Raw genomic sequence first — 16,492 nt, forward strand, 5'->3', positions numbered from 1 at the left:
TCCCCGCCGGCACTAACCGACAGGGACTTTATAAGCTAGTCTACAAAATCTGCGAAATCCGGCTAATCCGAAAAATCCGTGATTTAGGCTTTCTGGTACGTTACTTCCTTCACGGCCTGCACCGTGCGCGCCACGTTCGGTAGTGAGGCTTCGATAAGAGTAGGCGCGTAGGGCAGGGGCACGTCCATGCAGGTCACGCGCACGACGGGAGCATCCAGGTAATCGAAGGCGCGGCGCTGCACAACGTACGATAGCTCGGAGCTGATGCTGGCTAGCGGCCAGGCTTCTTCCACTACCACCATCCGGTTGGTTTTCTTCACCGAAGCTACCAGCGTATCGTAGTCGATTGGGCGAACCGAGCGCAAATCGATTACTTCCGCTTCAATGCCGTCCTTGGCCAACTCGTCGGCGGCAGCCAGCACTATTTTCATCATTTTGCCGAAGCTTACCAGCGTTACGGACTTGCCTTCGCGCACTACGTTGGCTTTGCCGATTTCGAGCAGGTATTCTTCTTCAGGCACCTCACCTTTGTCGCCGTACATCTGCTCCGACTCCATGAAAATTACCGGATCCGGGTCGCGGATGGCGCTTTTCAGCAAGCCTTTGGCGTCGTAGGGGTTCGAGGGAACTACCACTTTCAGGCCGGGGGTATTAGCGAACCAGTTCTCGAAGTTTTGCGAGTGCTGCGAGGACAGCATACCGGCGCTGCCCGTGGGGCCACGGAATACGATGGGACAAGAGTACTGCCCGCCCGACATCGAGTAAATCTTAGCGGCTGAGTTGATAACCTGATCGATGGCTACCAGCGAGAAATTGAAGGTCATGAACTCGATAACCGGAATCAGGCCGTTGACGGCCGCGCCTACACCGATGCCGGCAAAGCCGAGCTCGGCAATGGGCGTGTCAATCACGCGCTCCGGGCCGAATTCATCGAGCATGCCCTGGCTTACTTTATAAGCGCCGTTGTACTCGGCTACTTCTTCGCCCATCAGAAACACACGCGGGTCGCGCCGCATTTCTTCGGACAGGGCTTCGCGCAGGGCTTCCCGGAATTGAATGGTCCGCATAGAGGTTGGTTAGCAGGTCAATTAGTGGAATGAAAAAGCCGGCCCAGGCCGGCGCGTAAAGCTACGACGAGCGGGGCGGTTGGGCAAGCTGGATCAGGATTCAAGTTCGAGCAGTACGGTATCGGCACTGACTTTAATGCCCCATTCGCTTTGAAACACTAGCTGCAAGTCGCGTGCTGGTGGTAAAGTATGGCTTTCCCAAACATGGTCGAAGTCTGCTCGCTCGTCGAGTGGTGAGAAACAGATGTCGCGCAGGCACTCATCTTCGCTTATTGGATACGCTGGGTCCCGCGCCTTCACTTGGAGGTAACTAACTTTTTCGAACACCAGGTGTAGAGCCTGTGATGGTGCATACTTAGCCCATTTGCCTGATGACTTCCGCCAGGAAAGAGTTAGTCTAGCCTCCGCTGGTACATAAGTAAGCTGACTGAAATCGTAGTCGTTGTGCAAATCAGCGTAGCCACCGTCAGGCCATTCCAAATCAATGTTCTGACTGCCTATTACAAAGTTTAATAATTTCATTTACCGTAGCGCTTCCAGAAACCTAATGTTCTAAACACTAAAGCAAAATAGCCCGAAGAGAAAGAAGAGAAATGCATATATCACTCTAAAGGCTCCGATGTTATTCGACGCTTTGGACTCTTTCGGAAGAGCTGTGAATACAGGCCAAATGCTAACTCCCGCAATTAAAAAAGCGCAGATACCTATTCCTTTCATAAAAAAGTCAATAGATGCCGTTTCATTCAGCAGAAGAGTAAGCATATACATTACTTTAATAGATTGACTAGACTTACCGCAGCACCTCCAAAAACGTCTTGGAGCGGGCCATGTCCATAAACTCCAGGTCCTCGACGGCGCGTTGGGCGAACTTGCGGTCTAGCTGCACGGCGCGGCGCAGGTTTTCACCCACCTGAGCTTCGTCTTTCTGGCGGGCGGCCACTACGGCCAGACAATAGTAGGCCAGTGGGTCGTTGGGCTTTAGCTTGAGGGCGTCCTCGTAGATGTTGTGGGCGCCGGCATAGTTGCTCTTTAGCAGGAAGATAAGGGCCCGGTTCATCGTGTTCTGGTAGCTCTTCGAGCTGTAGCTGAGGCTGCCCAGGGCATCATCAAGCTGGCCGACTTCGATTTCCAGGGCGGCTTTGTCGGCAAAAACCTTATCGAGCACCGGGCGGGGGCCGCCGAGCTTGATGGCGTAGTCGTAGTTCTGGAGGGCTTCGAGCTTGTCGCCGGCCCGATGGTAGGCGGTGGCTACCCGGTAGAACATGGTGGCCGTGGGGTTGCGGTGGGCCGCCAGCGTGAAGTTGACGCCCGCCCGGCGTAGGTAGGCCCGCCGCACTTTCTCGTTAACCTCTTTTTCGGAGCGTTGGAGCAGCACGACGGCCAAGTTGTGGTAGGCTTCCCAACGGCCCGTGGCGGCCACCGAGGTTTCGTAGATGCGTTGCTTTTCGGCCAGCAGCGGCGTGAGCGTAGCCGAGTAGCGCAGTTCCTCGGGCGTTAGCACGTCCGCTCCCAGCTGCTTGTCCACTATCTTTTTCGAGAGCAGATAAATCTCGGAATCATAGCGCTTAGGCGCGGTGTATTGCACGGCCACCGTCCCGAAGCGCAGCACTGGGTAGATGTACTGCTCCAGGTAATCGAAGTAGGTGAGCTTGTGCAGGCTCTTTTCTTTTTGGGCAAAGGTGCCGGGCGTATCGTTGACGAGCAGCAGCACCGAATCAACCTGCTGCGGCTTGAGCGCCGACTGCTGCACCTTGCTCAGAAACAAGTCCCACCGACGGTGGTAGGCTTCGGTCTCGAAGTTGATTTCGTTGACTTTGTTGAGGTAGGAATCGGTGTCGACGCGCTTTTTGTAGTAGCGGAGCAGGGCTTGTACGCGCTTGTCGGCCAGGCGGGCGTCGTGGGTGTCGATGGAGTCGGGGGAGTGGCCCGCCACTATCATCACCTTATCGGTGTGCTGGTTGGCTTCGATGAAGTCTTCCAGCGCGGCTACGTTGGTGCCTAGGTAATTACGAATTTCCGACTTGCCGTTGTCGAAGAAGAAAGGCAGCACGCGGGTGCCACCCATGTTGTTTTCGGTTGTTTCGGCGAGTAAGGTAATGGCGGTGTCCTGGCGCACGACCAGCTGCCCGGTGCTCACAATGCCGCGTGCTATGCGGGTTTCCTTACCTTTGAGCTGCTTGCCGTTGGGTTTCAGCTCGCGCACTTCCGCCCTAGCCAGCAGCTCACCCGGACTTTTGTTGGGCGCGTACGGAAAGGAAACCTGCTTTTTAATAAGCAGCAGATCCTTCCGCACCTCGTCGTAGGTGTACTCGCCCGACTGAAACGAGAGGCGGCCTAATGTGTCTTCGCGCAGGCCGTTGTCGTAGCGGTAGCGCAGGTTCAGGTCGAAGGCTGCGCCCTTCTTTAGGTGGTTGGCGGGTACGCGGGCGGTTACTTCGAAAAGCACGTTTTCGCCGTTGGTTTCCAGCACGGTAGGCTGCACACTGACTTGTTGTCCGGCTTCTGCAACCTTCAGCATCCGGGGCAACGTACAACTAGGTAAAGAGGCTGCCGAAATAAGCAGCAGCAAGAAAGAAATAATAGGCAAAGAACTTCTCATAGGCAAACCAAGCGGGCGGAACTTCCGCAAGCAAACGAAAAACTAGCCGGGGAAGAGGTATATTAAACGGAATTTGCAAAGCAAAGCTTGCTTCGCCAGGCGTATCTGCTTATTTTGCATAGAGTTAGCCATCGAACATAAACGACGAATAGCTATGAAAAAAATTACCGACTACATCGAAAAGCAGAGCTTCGGCGTCTGCAACACGCTCGGCCATCGGCTGGGTTTTTCATCGGGCAGCGTGCGTTTATCGTTTGTGTATGCTTCTTTCTTCACGTTCGGCTCGCCCATTGTTCTCTACTTTGCCCTGGCATTTTGGATGAACGTCCGCCGGGCCATGCGTCAACAGCGCAGCACCGTTTGGGATTTGTAGAACTGGTAGTTTCCCGTTGAGTTTCCAAAACCTGCTTCCAACAGAAGCAGGTTTTTCTTTTCTGAAGGTGTTGAGCGCTAGAAATAAATTTATATCGGCTGAAAGCTGGGAGGCGATGTTGCCAAACAAACCGTCATGGTGAGCTGCCGAAGCATCCCGCGTGCTGACGTTGTGATGTTAATTTTTATACTGACGACAGGAAGCATCTCGCCTGCTGATCTAGTGGTGGTAGTAGTGATTCTACCACATTAGCGAGATGCTGCGCCTGCGCAGACGCCAGATGAGCATGACGGTTAACGGGTACCCAACTAGTTCTACGGCGTTACTTGATCCGAGCAGCATCAAGTTCTGAAAACCGTCGTTTGCCTTGTGCGAAATAGGCCCAAACCAAGCTGCCTTGGTACACTGCCGGGCGCTGCGAGGCCAGCAGATGCGGTGAAAACGCACGCCGCTGCTCTTGCCAATAGACTCGGTTGCGGTAGAAGTCCCGATGGGCGCGGAGAATGGCGCGGGCATCGGGAGTGGCACCCTGCAGCAGCAGGCGCAGAGCAGCCACCCAATCCAGTACCAGCCGTGCGACTAACACGCCGGTTAATTCCGAAGCGGCAGTGTTTTTATATAATAGAGCCAGTCCGTTGCGGAAGTTGAGGTAGGTTTTGCGCGGGTTCGACTTATGCAGCGTGCCGCCGCCCACGTGGTACACCACACTGTCCGCGTGGTACCACACCTCGCGCCCGGTGTTCCAGAGGCGCCAACACAAGTCAATTTCCTCCATGTGCGCGAAAAAGGTGGGCTCGAACCCGCCTAGTGCGTGCCAGTCCGCGGCCCTAATCATCAGGCAGGCGCCGGTAGCCCACGCCACGGGGCGCGGATCGTCATACTGGCCCGCATCGGTTTCCAAGGTATCGAAGAGGCGGCCGCGGCAGAATGGGTAGCCAAACCGGTCGAGGTAGCCGCCGCCTGCTCCGGCGTATTCAAACAGCTGGCGCTGAGCAGGATCAGTGCTGTATTGGCGGATTTTCGGTTGGCAGGCGGCTATTGTAGGGCGCTGTTCCAACAAGTCCCGTTGTGGGCGTAACCAGCCTGGTGTCACTTCTACGTCAGAATTCAGCAGCACGTAGTAACTGACTCCTGCTTTTGGGGTTGCAGCGGTGGAAGGCTGCCAGGTGCGCAATTGCTCGAAAGCGGCATTGTAGCCCTGACAGAAGCCAAGGTTGGCAGTAAACTCGATGAGGTGCACCTGCGGAAACTCCTGTTGCAGCAGCGCCACCGAATCGTCGGTGGAGGCGTTATCGGCCACTACAATATGCGCTCCGTCGGAGTTAGCCAGCACCAAAGGTAGAAAACGACGCAGCCAAGCTGCGCCGTTCCAGTTCAGAATAACAACGGCTACATCAGCGCAAAGGGCAGGAGCAGGGAGAGGCACCGCCGAATCAGAGGCCAAAGTTGCCAAGGTCGAGGCCCGGAATATTGGGAATCAGGCCGCTGGTTTTGTTTTTCATTTCTTCTTTGGCTTTCTCCCCAGCTTCGTTCAACGCCTTGTTCACGGCGGCTACCACCAAGTCCGACAGCATTTCCTTGTCGGAAAGCAAGGAATCGTCGATTTCCAGCTTCACGAGGCGGTGGTGGCCATTGGCTGTGGCCCGCACCAAGCCGCCACCGGCTTCGCCGACGGCGGTTACAAACTGCATTTCCTGCTGGGCCTGCTGCATCTTCTCTTGCAGCTCTTTCATTTTGCCCATCATGCCCATCATATCAAACATAGTTCGTCTTTTTTCGAAGTGGAGGAAAGGAAGCAGGGCTCCCACTGAACAAAGGTACGGCAGCGGCGGGCCGGAGATGCGTAGGCAGTGTAGTTGCTACCTGCTTGCCGGGTGCCAGTCGGAGACCGGGCCGGTCTGGTGGCTTACGGTCTTACCGACTGCGTTGGCGCAGACTGTGGCCAGTAGTGCCAGTGGGTGGCGGTTTATTTAAGAATTGTGACGGTGCCGCGCTGGACTACGGTTTGGCCGGCTTCGTCTACTGCCTCGAAGCGCCAGACGAAGGAGCCGGGTACCGGGGGCTCGTTGCGGACACGGCCGTCCCAGGTTTGAGAAGGATTGGTGCTTTGAAAAACTTGCTGGCCGTTGCGGTCTACCACCGTGAAGCGGTACGTTTTGAGGAAGCGGCCTTTCACTTCCAGCACGTCGTTGAGGCCGTCGCCGTTAGGAGTGAAGGCCGTCGGTACGAACGCTTCGAGGCGGCGCGTTACGCTGGCAATGTTGGAGTAGCTAGGGGCTGGCAGGCCGGCCCCGGTTACTTCGAGGCGGTAGCGGACTTGCTGCTGATTGGCGGGCGGGGTGGCATCTACATAAGCGCCCGCGCTTACGGGCAGGCTGCGCAGCACACTGTTGTCGGGGTTGAGTATAAGTAAGCGGTAGGTTAAGCTTTCGGGAGTGCCAGGAGCCCCGCGCAGTGCCGACCAACTCAGGCGTACCGAAGAGCCCCGAAAATCAACCAGCTCTGCGGCCAACACGGCGGGGCAGAAAGGGGCACCTTCGGCGGAGCGGTTGGCGCAGTCATCGACAAAGCTTGCCTGAAAGCAGGGGGCCGCGCCGGGGCTGAAGCTGGTGAGCGAAGAATCGCGCAGGCTGCGGCTGGGCGTAGTGGCCAGGATGCGGGTGCCACTTAGGTAGGTTAACTGCCCGGTGGTTGGAAAGCGCGCTACACTAGCCGTCAGCTCGAGGCGGTTACGTAAGTCGAAGGAAGCAAAGAGGCGGGGTGTGGCGGGGGGCTGAGTGGCTGTGGCCCGCACTTCCGCCTGATTGGAAACCGACGTAACGGTGCTGGTGTAGCGGGCCGTGAGGCGGTAAGTGTACTGCACGCCGCAGGCTACCGATGTATCGGTATAGGCACGGTCGGAAGGTCGGATGAGCGCCGTCATAGGCATGCCGTTACGAGTTAGCTCGTAGGAGGTGGGGCTGTCGAGCAGTTGCCACGTTAGCTCGTTGCGCCGTTCAGCGGGCGCAACGGTTAGGGTGAGCGTAGGTACCGCGCCAGAAGTGCGCAGCTCTTCGGTACAGGCATCGGCGGTGCGCAACCGGTAGCGGCCCGGTTGGGCATTGGGCACCGTGAAGGAGGTTGAGCTATTCTGCACCGTTGCGGGTAGGGGCTGATAAACGCCAGGGGTACTTTCGCGCTCTACTATGTAGCGGTAGCCCGGTGCTAATGGCGCTACATCAAGCAGGGCGTCAGTGCCTTGAAGCGTGATGCTCCGGATGGTGAGGGCGCTAAGTGGCGCAAGTTGCAGGATGGATTGGGTAGCGGAGTTGGTGCACAAGGTGTTACTGGTATACCGGCCCGTCACCGTGACGGTAGTTGCGCCGGCTGGTACCGGATAGCTCACTACGGCACCAGGAGTTGCCGAAGCGGGCGTGCTGTTGCCAATTTGCACAGTGTAGCCGTCGTAGGGCGCACCGGGCAGTGTCACTTGCACCGTACCCGGCGCGCAGGCCGTCACGGTGAAATTAGGAACCGGACTATCGGATACCTGAAGTACGCGGAAGTAGATAGTGGAAGTAGAGCCGCCAACGGCTTGGCTGTTCTCCGTCACCGTAATAGGTCCTGCTTGAGTAGGCGTATAGGTGGTGGTGGACGATTGAAAACCAGGGCCGCATGGGTTGGGGAGTACCCCGTTGCCCTGCGTTACCTGATAGGTGTACACAAGGCTTAAGTCACGGCTCGAGCAAGGTGTGAAACGGACTGCACGGCCAACACAAAGTCTTTCCACTATTGTCCCGGTGCGTGCGTCAGTAACCTCAAAGGTACAGGCAGGAGCATTAGCTGTGACTGGACAAGTTTGGGCTTGCACAACTTCCGGTAGCAACAAACCGCAGCCCAAGAACAGCCAGAAAAGTAATGATTTCACAAAAGGCAGGTAAAGCTGAAAACTGACTTGTAAGATAAAAGCTTACTTGGTGATGTAGAAACGTACTACTCGCTCCTATATTGGCTTGCTGCCGCCGCTTAGGTTGAAAGCATGCATAGATTGACATCAGCAGTGGCCCGGTTGGCACCCTATGTTACTCCCACGCATACGTTCGTACGAAAGCCGCCGCGACCTGCAAGTCGGGATAAAGTACCCGGTCGCGGCTCACGAAGCTAACCTTCGAGCGGAAAGCGGTTATCACCTGTTCCAGCGCCTCCGAGGTGCGGGCCGGGCGACGGAAAGCCAAAGCCTGTACGGCCGTCAGCAGCTCGATAGCTAGAATCTGTTCTACATTCCCGACTACGCGCAACGCCTTAGTGGCTGCGTTGGCGCCCATGCTGACGTGGTCTTCCTGACCGTTGCTGCTCACAATGCTGTCTACCGAAGCCGGGGTGCAAAGCTGCTTGTTCTCGCTCACAATGCCAGCGGCCGTGTACTGCGGAATCATCAGCCCCGAATTTAGGCCGGGCTCGGCCACCAGAAAGGGCGGCAACCCCCGCTGGCCGCTGAGCAACTGATACGTGCGTCGTTCCGAGATGCTACCTAGCTCGGCCGTCGCAATAGCCAGCATATCCAGCGCCAGCGCCAGCGGCTGCCCGTGGAAGTTGCCACCGCTTAAGATCAGGTCGTCGTCGGGGAAGAGGTTGGGGTTGTCGGTTACGGAGTTGCACTCGATTTCCAGCACTTGCTGCACGTAGGCGAGGGCGTCGCGGGAGGCGCCGTGCACCTGAGGCAGGCAGCGGAAAGAGTAGGGGTCCTGCACCGCTTTTTTAGGTTGCTGCTGCAACTCGCTGCCACTGAGCAGCGCCCGGATCCGCTGAGCTACCACCTGCTGCCCAGCGTGGGGCCGGATGCGGTGCAGACGCTCATCAAACGGCTCACTACGCCCATCAAAAGCCTCCAACGACAAAGCTCCTAGCACATCGGCCGCATCGAGCAGGCGCTGCACCCGCAACAGGCAGTGCACGCCATAAGCCAGCATAAACTGAGTGCCGTTGAGCAATGCCAAGCCTTCTTTGGCCTGTAAGGTGAGCAGCGGCCAGCTGAACAAACTAAGCGCGTCGGCAGCGGCCAGGCGGTAGCCTTGGTAATTCACTTCGCCGAGACCAATCAGTGGCAGGCACAGGTGGGCCAGCGGCGCTAGGTCGCCACTGGCGCCCAACGAGCCTTGCTGGTACACCACCGGTAAAATCTCGCGGTTGTAGCAGTCCAGCAGGCGCTGCACGGTGGCTAGCTGCACGCCGCTGTGCCCGTAGCTTAGGCTTTGCGCTTTCAGCAGCAGCATCAGCCGCACCACCTCGGGGGGCACTTCAGCGCCCGTGCCGCAGGCGTGCGACATCATCAGATTGATTTGCAACTGGCCCCGGTCGGCGGGCGAAATGCTGGTGTTGCAGAGCGCCCCAAAGCCGGTATTGATGCCGTACACTGGCGTGTCGGACTGCTCCAGGCGCTCGTGCAAATAGGTATAGCAGTCCTCGATGCGTTGGCGGGCTTCAACGGAAAGCGTCAGGCGCGTGTTGTCGCTCAGTAGGTGCCGGAGCGTAGCTAGGTCGAGGCGGGTGGAAGGGGTGAGGGCGTAATCGTCGTTTGAGGGCATGGGGGCTAGGGCGGGGCCTTATGTTTAACGGGCGGGCAGGACAATGGTACCACTATCGTTGAACGACATCGGGCAGGCATCCGCAACGATAGTGGACCCCAAATTGCCCGGCCGGCTTCGTGGTACCACTTTAATCAACTACCCATACGATAGTCCACTTAAAGCTAGGGTTGTCTTTCGGCTAGCTCGTCAGCTCGGCCAGCACCTGCTCCAACGACAGCACCCTTTCGTCTCCGGTGGCCAAAGTTTTGAGCTTGAACTGACTTGCGGCGCGTTCCTCAGGGCCTTGCAGCAACACGAACGGAATGCCTTTGGCGTCGGCGTACTTGAACTGCCGGGCCAGCTTGCCGGCCTCCGGATACAGCTCACTGGCCACGCCGGCCTCACGCAGCTGGCGCAGTACTGGCAGTACGGCCAATTCGCCCTCGGCATCGAAGTTGGCTACCAGGCAGCGCGTGGTAGTCGCCACGGCGGCCGGAAACAGGTTTAGCTCTTCCAGACAGTCGTACAGCCGGTCTACGCCGAACGAGAACCCCACGCCCGACACACCCGGCAGCCCGAACGCGCCAGTCAGGTTATCGTAGCGGCCGCCGCCGCTCACGCTGCCCATGTTCACGTTGTTGATCTTGATTTCGAAGATGCAGCCCGTGTAGTAACTCAGGCCGCGGGCCAGTGTTGGGTCTAGCTCAATATTTTTATAGTGGTCTTCACCGAAAGCTTTAAGATATTCATCAAGCTTTCTTAAATCCTGGATGCCCTTGTAAACTGCTATTGTAGAATGCTCTTCGTCTGACGGCGCATTTAATCTGCGCAATCTATTTTCCATTTCGTCAATCCGTTCAGCAAAGGTGCCTAGAGTATACTCTAGCAGATGAAGTGCGCTGCCAGCTGTTAAAATGGAAAATCCTCTTTCTACTAATTCTTTCTCTACACCATCGCGGCCTATTTTGTCGAGCTTATCTATCGCAGTTAATAGGTCTATTTCAGTACCCTCTCCATTTAGGGCCTCGTATACTTTTCTTAAAACCTGACGATGATTGATTTTGATAGTGTAATCAAGCTTGTGCTTGCCAAGTGTGTCTAGCACCTCCCGCATCATGAGCACAATTTCCGCCTCGCAAAGCAGCGAGTTAGTACCTACCACGTCGGCATCGCACTGATAAAATTCGCGGTAGCGGCCGCGTTGGGGCCGGTCGGCGCGCCATACCGGCTGAATCTGGTAGCGCTTGAACGGGAACGTGAGGGTACCACGGTTCATCACTACGTAGCGCGCAAACGGTACCGTCAGGTCGTAGCGGAGGCCTTTTTCGGCCACTTTAGGCAGCACGCGGCGGGTGGCCTTGCCGTCTTCGTTGGCTAGATCTTCGGCCTTCACCTCTTTGAGGAAGTCGCCGGAGTTGAGCACTTTGAACAGAAGCTGGTCGCCCTCGTCGCCGTATTTGCCGGTCAGCACCGAGAGGTTTTCGAGCGTTGGGGTTTCGAGGGGGGCATAGCCAAACTTCTCGAAGGTTCGGCGGATGATGCCGAAGATATAATTGCGGCGGGCCACCACGGCCGGGCCAAAGTCGCGGGTGCCTTTGGGGATGCTAGGTTTTGGGGTGCTCATCAGGAAATGAAAAGAAGCAGATCGGAGCGTAAAACTACGCAAACCGCGCGGCGGTACCCGGCCTCACCTAACGAAGTGAATCAGGTGCCGCTCCTTTCTATTCATAACCTATAGTATTTCAAGTATTTACCAGTAATATACTAGCTAAGGCTTCCTTCGCTAATTTGTTGCATCGCAGAACTGGAAGTAGAAAGCTCAGGTGCAGCTATCAAGCACGAATGTAGAGACGCGACACATCGCGTCTCTACGGGTTGGCTATTATCAGGTAGTGCTTTTACTCTAGTGAGGAGAATTTATTTCATCTACGGCATCTAGGAGTGAGGGGACCAGTACGGGCTGTGAGGCCGCATCGAGGTTAAGAAAGTGGTGGCTCACCGCATTAGGAACGTGGCAAAGCACCAACCGTCGGCTTTGGGTTCGGAGCATGAAGGCATAGGCCAACAGCAAGTCCACGGCTTCTTCGGTTAGCCGTTCCACCAAGCTACAATCCACCAGCACAGCGCGTTTCTCGCTGCGGCTGGCCCGGTGGAGCGCGCGGGTAAGTTTTACTTCGCCCCGCTGGTTGGCAATATCAGGGGATAGAATCAGCAAAAACCCATTAGGGAGCATTTCCCGGTAGACGTCTAGCATTCGTGAGATAACAGGATTTGAATAAGAACCGCACTAAACCAATCTTATTGAACTATCCGGCGAGGAAAGTTTATTTTCAACCGTCATTCGAGTGCTAAGATTAAGGATTTTACCGGGTATTGATAGCTTTGGTTGCCTGCTAAAGCGATATTCTGATAGCATTTATACTTTTTATTGTTCAAGGCCAATAACCAAGTGCTAATCGACAAGTAAGGGTGTTTGTTCTCAATAAAATTAGAATATACCTTAGTTATGCTGATGTTGTATAGGCATAAGGCTGAGAGCTAATACTATACGTCCATAAAAATGAAGCTCAGCCTTAGGGTTCTTGCGCACTCAGTTGATCAGCAGATCCGAAGTGTCAGCGCTTTCCCGCTATTTGTGCAAATACACCGAAGTTATTGGCGAAAGCCCCGCCTATCAGCATAATCGTTTCCGGATTATGTTGGGAGGTGGGGCTTTCGGCCGTACTACGGTCTAGCCAAGAATACATTAGCACCAAGTGCTACAGGTTCCCGCGTTTTTACCGGGTTGCATACGCCTTTAACGTGTGGCGGTTCATCGAAACTAATTTATTTGCTACCATGGAGTTGGACTGCAGCCGCTGTACTTGCTGCAGCGTGTTGCCCAGCATACGGGCTACGCGGCGGTGGTTAGCGGGGCTCTTGCAGGGGTCCAGGCATAAGCCATCAAGACGCTCTTGGTACAGCAGCTCGTGCTGGTCGTTGAAAAAGCGGACTAGCGTGTAGTTACGGTCACTTTGGTCGGTCTCCAGGCTCCAGTAGCCAGATTTGGCTATAACAGGAGCTTCCGAGTAAACTACTTTTTGGGCCGTAGCCATGGTGGCGGAAAACAGGAACATCAAACACACCAAGCTCAAACGGGAAAAAAGGGAAGCTTTCATGATAAAAGAAGTTTTTAAGAAGGTTAGGAGGCAGAAAGGGAAAGGAAGAATTTGAAAACAGAACTCCGGGCTAAGCCAGCACAAGCCAGCAAGCAATTGAAAACAAGGCAAAAAGAGGTAAGAAAGGCGCCGGACTAGAACATTAAGCGCCGGGCAGTTATGCGGCTGGCTTCACCACCTGTGGCTTGGCTTGCTGCGCTACCACCTTGCGGCTGCCCGTTACGGTAGGCTGCGCCGCCGAGGAGCGGAGGGTAAGCACGCCCAGTTGCTGGCGGTTGTGCAGGGGGCGGAGCGCAATGGCAGGGCGTTGGGCCTTATAGCCAAGCACGGTGGTTTGCACCAGGTAGTTGCCAACGGGCACCCTGCGGAAGTGGAAGTTGCCTTGCGCATCGGTACTACCGGTGGCGGCCAGGCGGTGGTCGGTGGCCCGGAGCAGTACCACGCTGGTATTCGGGATGGGCTCGTTGGTGTCTCCGTCGTGCAGGCTGCCGGAAAGCGTACCGAAGCCGAGCAGGTTGGCCGAGAGTTGCAGCCCGGTCATGAAAAGGATGAAGGCAATCAGAGAGCGGTTTACGAAGGAAGTTTTCATGAGAATGTCAGCGAAAAAAGAGCACAAAGAGCCACCCGTCGACCAACCTGACGGTGCAGGTCTGCCGAAAAAACAGGAGCAGTTAAGAAAAAGGTAGGAGAGTAGGGCCCTGGAAAACTACTTGCTTGGCCAGCAGGCAGCCTCGGGACAAAGCCCCACCACGAGCGGTGGAGCATCTTCGGCGGGCGGGTGGCCGTGACCTTACCGGGAGGTAAAAGTCGCCGCGGGCCGAAGCAGGAGCGGGAAAGAACGGCGGAAGTAGCTAGCTGTCTGCCGGGAAAATGTGCAACTGCCTATATAGATGAAGGCTGTTGGGAAAAAGATGCCTGAGTGACAATAATTATTTTCGATAATCTGCTGTGGCTTTTCTGAGTTGGCAGAACCGTAGTAGGCAGTCTGTTTTTCGGGGCCAGTAGCATGAGGATGTCACCTTTTAGTGGTCGGACTTGATATCCTGTTTCAAGTAACTGTCGAAATCGGGTCTAGATGCTTGATTCTTGCATCTCAGTACTTGTTGGCTGGTTTCTGATGTGGATACCGCTCATTTTAGTAGACGTTACAGAGAAAGAGAAAAATTATTTTCGGAAGCGTTGCTCGTAGGCTTTGCGTTATCCGCCGAAGCCCCCGCCGCCACCCTGAGGCTGGTTTTCAATCTTCTTCGGAGGCTTGTTAGAGCCGAGGTACCACGAGAAGCCTAAGTAGCCCACACGTGACTCCCACTTGTTGTAGTAGCGGGCCCGGAAGTTGGTGCCGGTGGCATCGGTGGTATACACTTCAGTTAGGTTGCGTTGGGTGTTGAACAAGTCGCTTACTCGCAGCGTGAGGGCGCCCCGGTCGTTGAAGAGGCGTTGGCGCAGGGCCACGTCCACGGAGCCGACCGGCGCGAGGCGGCCTTGGGTGGTAAGGGCAGCAGCGCGGTAGTTGCCTGTTACTTGCACATCCAGTTTTGGAGTGGGGGTGAAGCTGTTCATCAGGCGTGCCGTCCCCGACACCGTGCGGCGGCTCGATTCGTTGCCGGTAGCCGCCGTTACGCTGCTTTGAAACAGCGAGCCGCTGGCCGTGAGGCGCCACCACGTGGTGAGTGGCTGGTTGTACGACAGCTCCGCGCCGAGGCTGGTTGCCTGGCCGAAGTTGTCGGCGTAGGTGGCCGTAATTACGGCGCCGTTGCCGTAGAGCCGCGTGGCCGTCGTATCGACCCGCACCAGCCGCTGAATAGCATTGGTGGTCTGGCGATAAAACACCGTGGAGTTCAGTGAGGCCTTGCCTAGCGTCACTTGGTGGCCTAGCTCGAAGGCGTTGATGTACTCGGGCCGGAGCGTAGGGTCACCGATGCGGTAGGTGCGCTGGTCTTGGTAGAGCGGGAAAGCCAGCAGCTGCATGAAACCAGGGCGGTTGAGGCGGCGCGAGTAGCTAAGCTGCACGCGCTGGTCGGCGGTAGGCAGCGTCCGGACCACAGTAGCCGAGGGAAACAGGTTGAGGTAGCTCAGCCGGAACTTGCCGGTGCCGCCTTCCACCTGGCCGCTGGTGTTGGTGTATTCGGCCCGCAAACCGCCCTGCATCCGCCATTTGCCTATTTCGTGCTGCGCAGTAGCATACCCGGCCTGCGTGTACTCGCGGAACTGGTAGGTATACGAGCGGTCGGCAATTCGTTCCATCGTCGGACCATCGACCGCCTGGCGCAGGAAGTCGTCGGTGCCGTCGTTGCGCATCAGCTGCCCTTTCAGGCCGCCCTCGAAGCGGCTCTTTTCGCCTAGCGGGTGTACGTAGTCGGTTTGGTAGGAAGCGGCATTCAGGGTCACGTCCAGGTCCTGCTTCCACTCGCGCAGGTCGGCAGAGCCTTCGGTGTTGCGCTGCCCTATCACTACATCGGCCAGCAGGTTGTTATACGCGGCGTTGACCGTCCATTCGCGGCCCTTATGGGCTTCCCACGTGTGGCGGTAATCCACGGAGGCTTCGGTGTTCATTATATCTTCCGTCACGCCGAAAGTGCTGCTGATGCGGTTGGTATCAGTGGCATCGGTTAAGGTAGCCAGCTGCGTGCCCGTATTGAGGCCTTTGTTGCGGTTGGGCTCCACGGTCAGGGTCAGGCTTTGCTTGGGCGAAATGGTGTAGTCGAAACCAAGGCGGGCAGAGTGGTTGACATTGTGGCGCTGGTTGGTGCCATCCTGGACGATGCGAAGTTCCTGGCCTTCGAGGATAGTGGTTTGCTGGGTGTTCATCCGGCTGCGGTACCGGTCGTCGCGGAGGTCATACGAGGCAAACCAGTTCATTTTGCCGGCCCGGCGGTTCAAACTAATGCTAGGGTTGTACTTGTCGCGGGTGCCGAGGTTGAGGGTGGCCTGGCCGTTCCAGCCGTCTTTTTTTTGCTTTTTCAGGATGATGTTGATTACCCCGGCGCCACCTGCTGCATCGTAGCGGGCCGAAGGATTGGTTACCACTTCCACTTTCTCGATGGAGCTGGCCGGAATCTGCTCGAGCCGATTACCGCCCGTGGCCGTGTTAGTAGGTTTGCCGTCAATCAGGATGGTGATGTTGCTGCTGCCCCGCATGCTCACCGTTCCGTCGGGCGACACGGCCACGGAAGGCACGTTTTGCAGCACGTTCACGGCGGTACCGCCCACGCTGCTCAAATCCTTTTCTACGTTAATTACCTTCTTATCGAGGCTTTCCTCCACCGTAGCCCGTTCGCCCTGCACCGTAACGCCGGCTAGTTGGGTGGCCGTTGGCGTAAGCTTGAGGGCGCCTAGCCGAACTGCTGGTGCCGAGCCAGTTAGCGTAACGAATTGCCGCAGCGGCTTGTAGCCGAGCACCGTAGCCTTTAGCAGATACTGGCCGGCAACTACTTTCGCTAGCTCGAAGGCACCATTGTCGGCCGTTTGGGCTCCGGCCACAAAGCTGCTGTCGCCGTGGGCTTGCAAGAGCACCACGCTGGCAAAGGAAAGCGGCTGCCCGGTTTTTTCATCGAGCAGGGTACCCGAAACAGAGCCCGTAGCAGTGCTTGCCGTTGCCTTAGTGGGTACCACATTCTGGGCCCGCAGCTCCAGCGAGGAGAGGCAAAGTGTAGACGCAGTGAGGAGGCCTAGGCACCGGAGTGCTTGGTTGGAAGGAAAGGAAGTCATCAGACGTGGTGAGTTGAATGAACGAATCAGGCAAAGAGGTG

At 56.5% G+C, this 16,492-nt stretch carries 13 protein-coding genes; 1 reads left to right on the top strand and 12 read right to left on the bottom strand.

Translation table 11 applies throughout. The features are described 5' to 3' along the window. Window positions 1–83: 83 nt before the first annotated feature. The 3 genes from VF639_RS04925 to VF639_RS04935 all read right to left on the bottom strand — a co-directional run bounded on the left by VF639_RS04925 (window position 84) and on the right by VF639_RS04935 (window position 3,666). A complete protein-coding gene (locus VF639_RS04925; RefSeq protein ID WP_331144773.1) occupies window positions 84–1,067 on the bottom strand; it encodes a pyruvate dehydrogenase complex E1 component subunit beta in 984 nt (327 codons plus the stop codon). Window positions 1,068–1,160: 93 nt separating this feature from the next. Beyond that, on the bottom strand, window positions 1,161–1,589 hold the full coding sequence (locus VF639_RS04930) for a hypothetical protein (RefSeq protein ID WP_331144774.1): 429 nt from the start codon (window positions 1,587–1,589) through the stop codon (window positions 1,161–1,163). A 268-nt stretch (window positions 1,590–1,857) separates the two neighbouring features. Further along, window positions 1,858–3,666: a tetratricopeptide repeat protein gene (locus VF639_RS04935; protein WP_331144775.1), complete on the bottom strand. Its 1,809-nt coding sequence runs from the start codon at window positions 3,664–3,666 to the stop codon at window positions 1,858–1,860. A gap of 154 nt (window positions 3,667–3,820) precedes the next feature. On the opposite strand from VF639_RS04935, the gene VF639_RS04940 reads away from it, so the two are divergent. Next, window positions 3,821–4,039, top strand: a complete 219-nt coding sequence (locus VF639_RS04940) for a PspC domain-containing protein (protein WP_331144776.1) — start codon at window positions 3,821–3,823, stop codon at window positions 4,037–4,039. 322 nt (window positions 4,040–4,361) lie between these two features. On the opposite strand, the gene VF639_RS04945 is transcribed toward VF639_RS04940, so the two are convergent. From VF639_RS04945 to VF639_RS04985, 9 genes are all read right to left on the bottom strand, one after another. Beyond that, entirely contained in the window at window positions 4,362–5,492 is a 1,131-nt protein-coding gene (locus VF639_RS04945) for a glycosyltransferase family 2 protein (protein WP_331144777.1), read from the bottom strand. After that, window positions 5,473–5,802 carry a YbaB/EbfC family nucleoid-associated protein gene (locus tag VF639_RS04950; protein WP_331144805.1) on the bottom strand — a complete coding sequence of 110 codons (330 nt, stop codon included), beginning with the start codon at window positions 5,800–5,802 and terminating at the stop codon, window positions 5,473–5,475. Before VF639_RS04950 ends, VF639_RS04945 begins: the two co-directional genes overlap by 20 nt. Window positions 5,803–6,005: 203 nt before the next feature. Continuing rightward, complete coding sequence (locus tag VF639_RS04955; RefSeq protein ID WP_331144778.1) at window positions 6,006–7,742, bottom strand: T9SS type B sorting domain-containing protein; 1,737 nt, start codon at window positions 7,740–7,742, stop codon at window positions 6,006–6,008. A 358-nt stretch (window positions 7,743–8,100) separates the two neighbouring features. Beyond that, entirely contained in the window at window positions 8,101–9,603 is a 1,503-nt protein-coding gene (gene hutH / locus VF639_RS04960) for a histidine ammonia-lyase (protein ID WP_331144779.1), read from the bottom strand. A 181-nt stretch (window positions 9,604–9,784) separates the two neighbouring features. Further along, on the bottom strand, window positions 9,785–11,209 hold the full coding sequence (gene hisS, locus VF639_RS04965; RefSeq protein WP_331144780.1) for a histidine--tRNA ligase: 1,425 nt from the start codon (window positions 11,207–11,209) through the stop codon (window positions 9,785–9,787). Window positions 11,210–11,488: 279 nt separating this feature from the next. Beyond that, a complete protein-coding gene (locus VF639_RS04970) occupies window positions 11,489–11,839 on the bottom strand; it encodes a hypothetical protein (RefSeq protein ID WP_331144781.1) in 351 nt (116 codons plus the stop codon). 523 nt (window positions 11,840–12,362) lie between these two features. Further along, complete coding sequence (locus VF639_RS04975; protein WP_331144782.1) at window positions 12,363–12,743, bottom strand: hypothetical protein; 381 nt, start codon at window positions 12,741–12,743, stop codon at window positions 12,363–12,365. 157 nt (window positions 12,744–12,900) lie between these two features. After that, on the bottom strand, window positions 12,901–13,332 hold the full coding sequence (locus VF639_RS04980; protein ID WP_331144783.1) for a carboxypeptidase regulatory-like domain-containing protein: 432 nt from the start codon (window positions 13,330–13,332) through the stop codon (window positions 12,901–12,903). A gap of 608 nt (window positions 13,333–13,940) precedes the next feature. After that, window positions 13,941–16,451: a TonB-dependent receptor gene (locus VF639_RS04985; RefSeq protein WP_331144784.1), complete on the bottom strand. Its 2,511-nt coding sequence runs from the start codon at window positions 16,449–16,451 to the stop codon at window positions 13,941–13,943. Window positions 16,452–16,492: the final 41 nt, after the last annotated feature.

It is taken from the genome of Hymenobacter sp., assembly GCF_036387835.1.
GTDB lineage: Bacteria > Bacteroidota > Bacteroidia > Cytophagales > Hymenobacteraceae > Hymenobacter.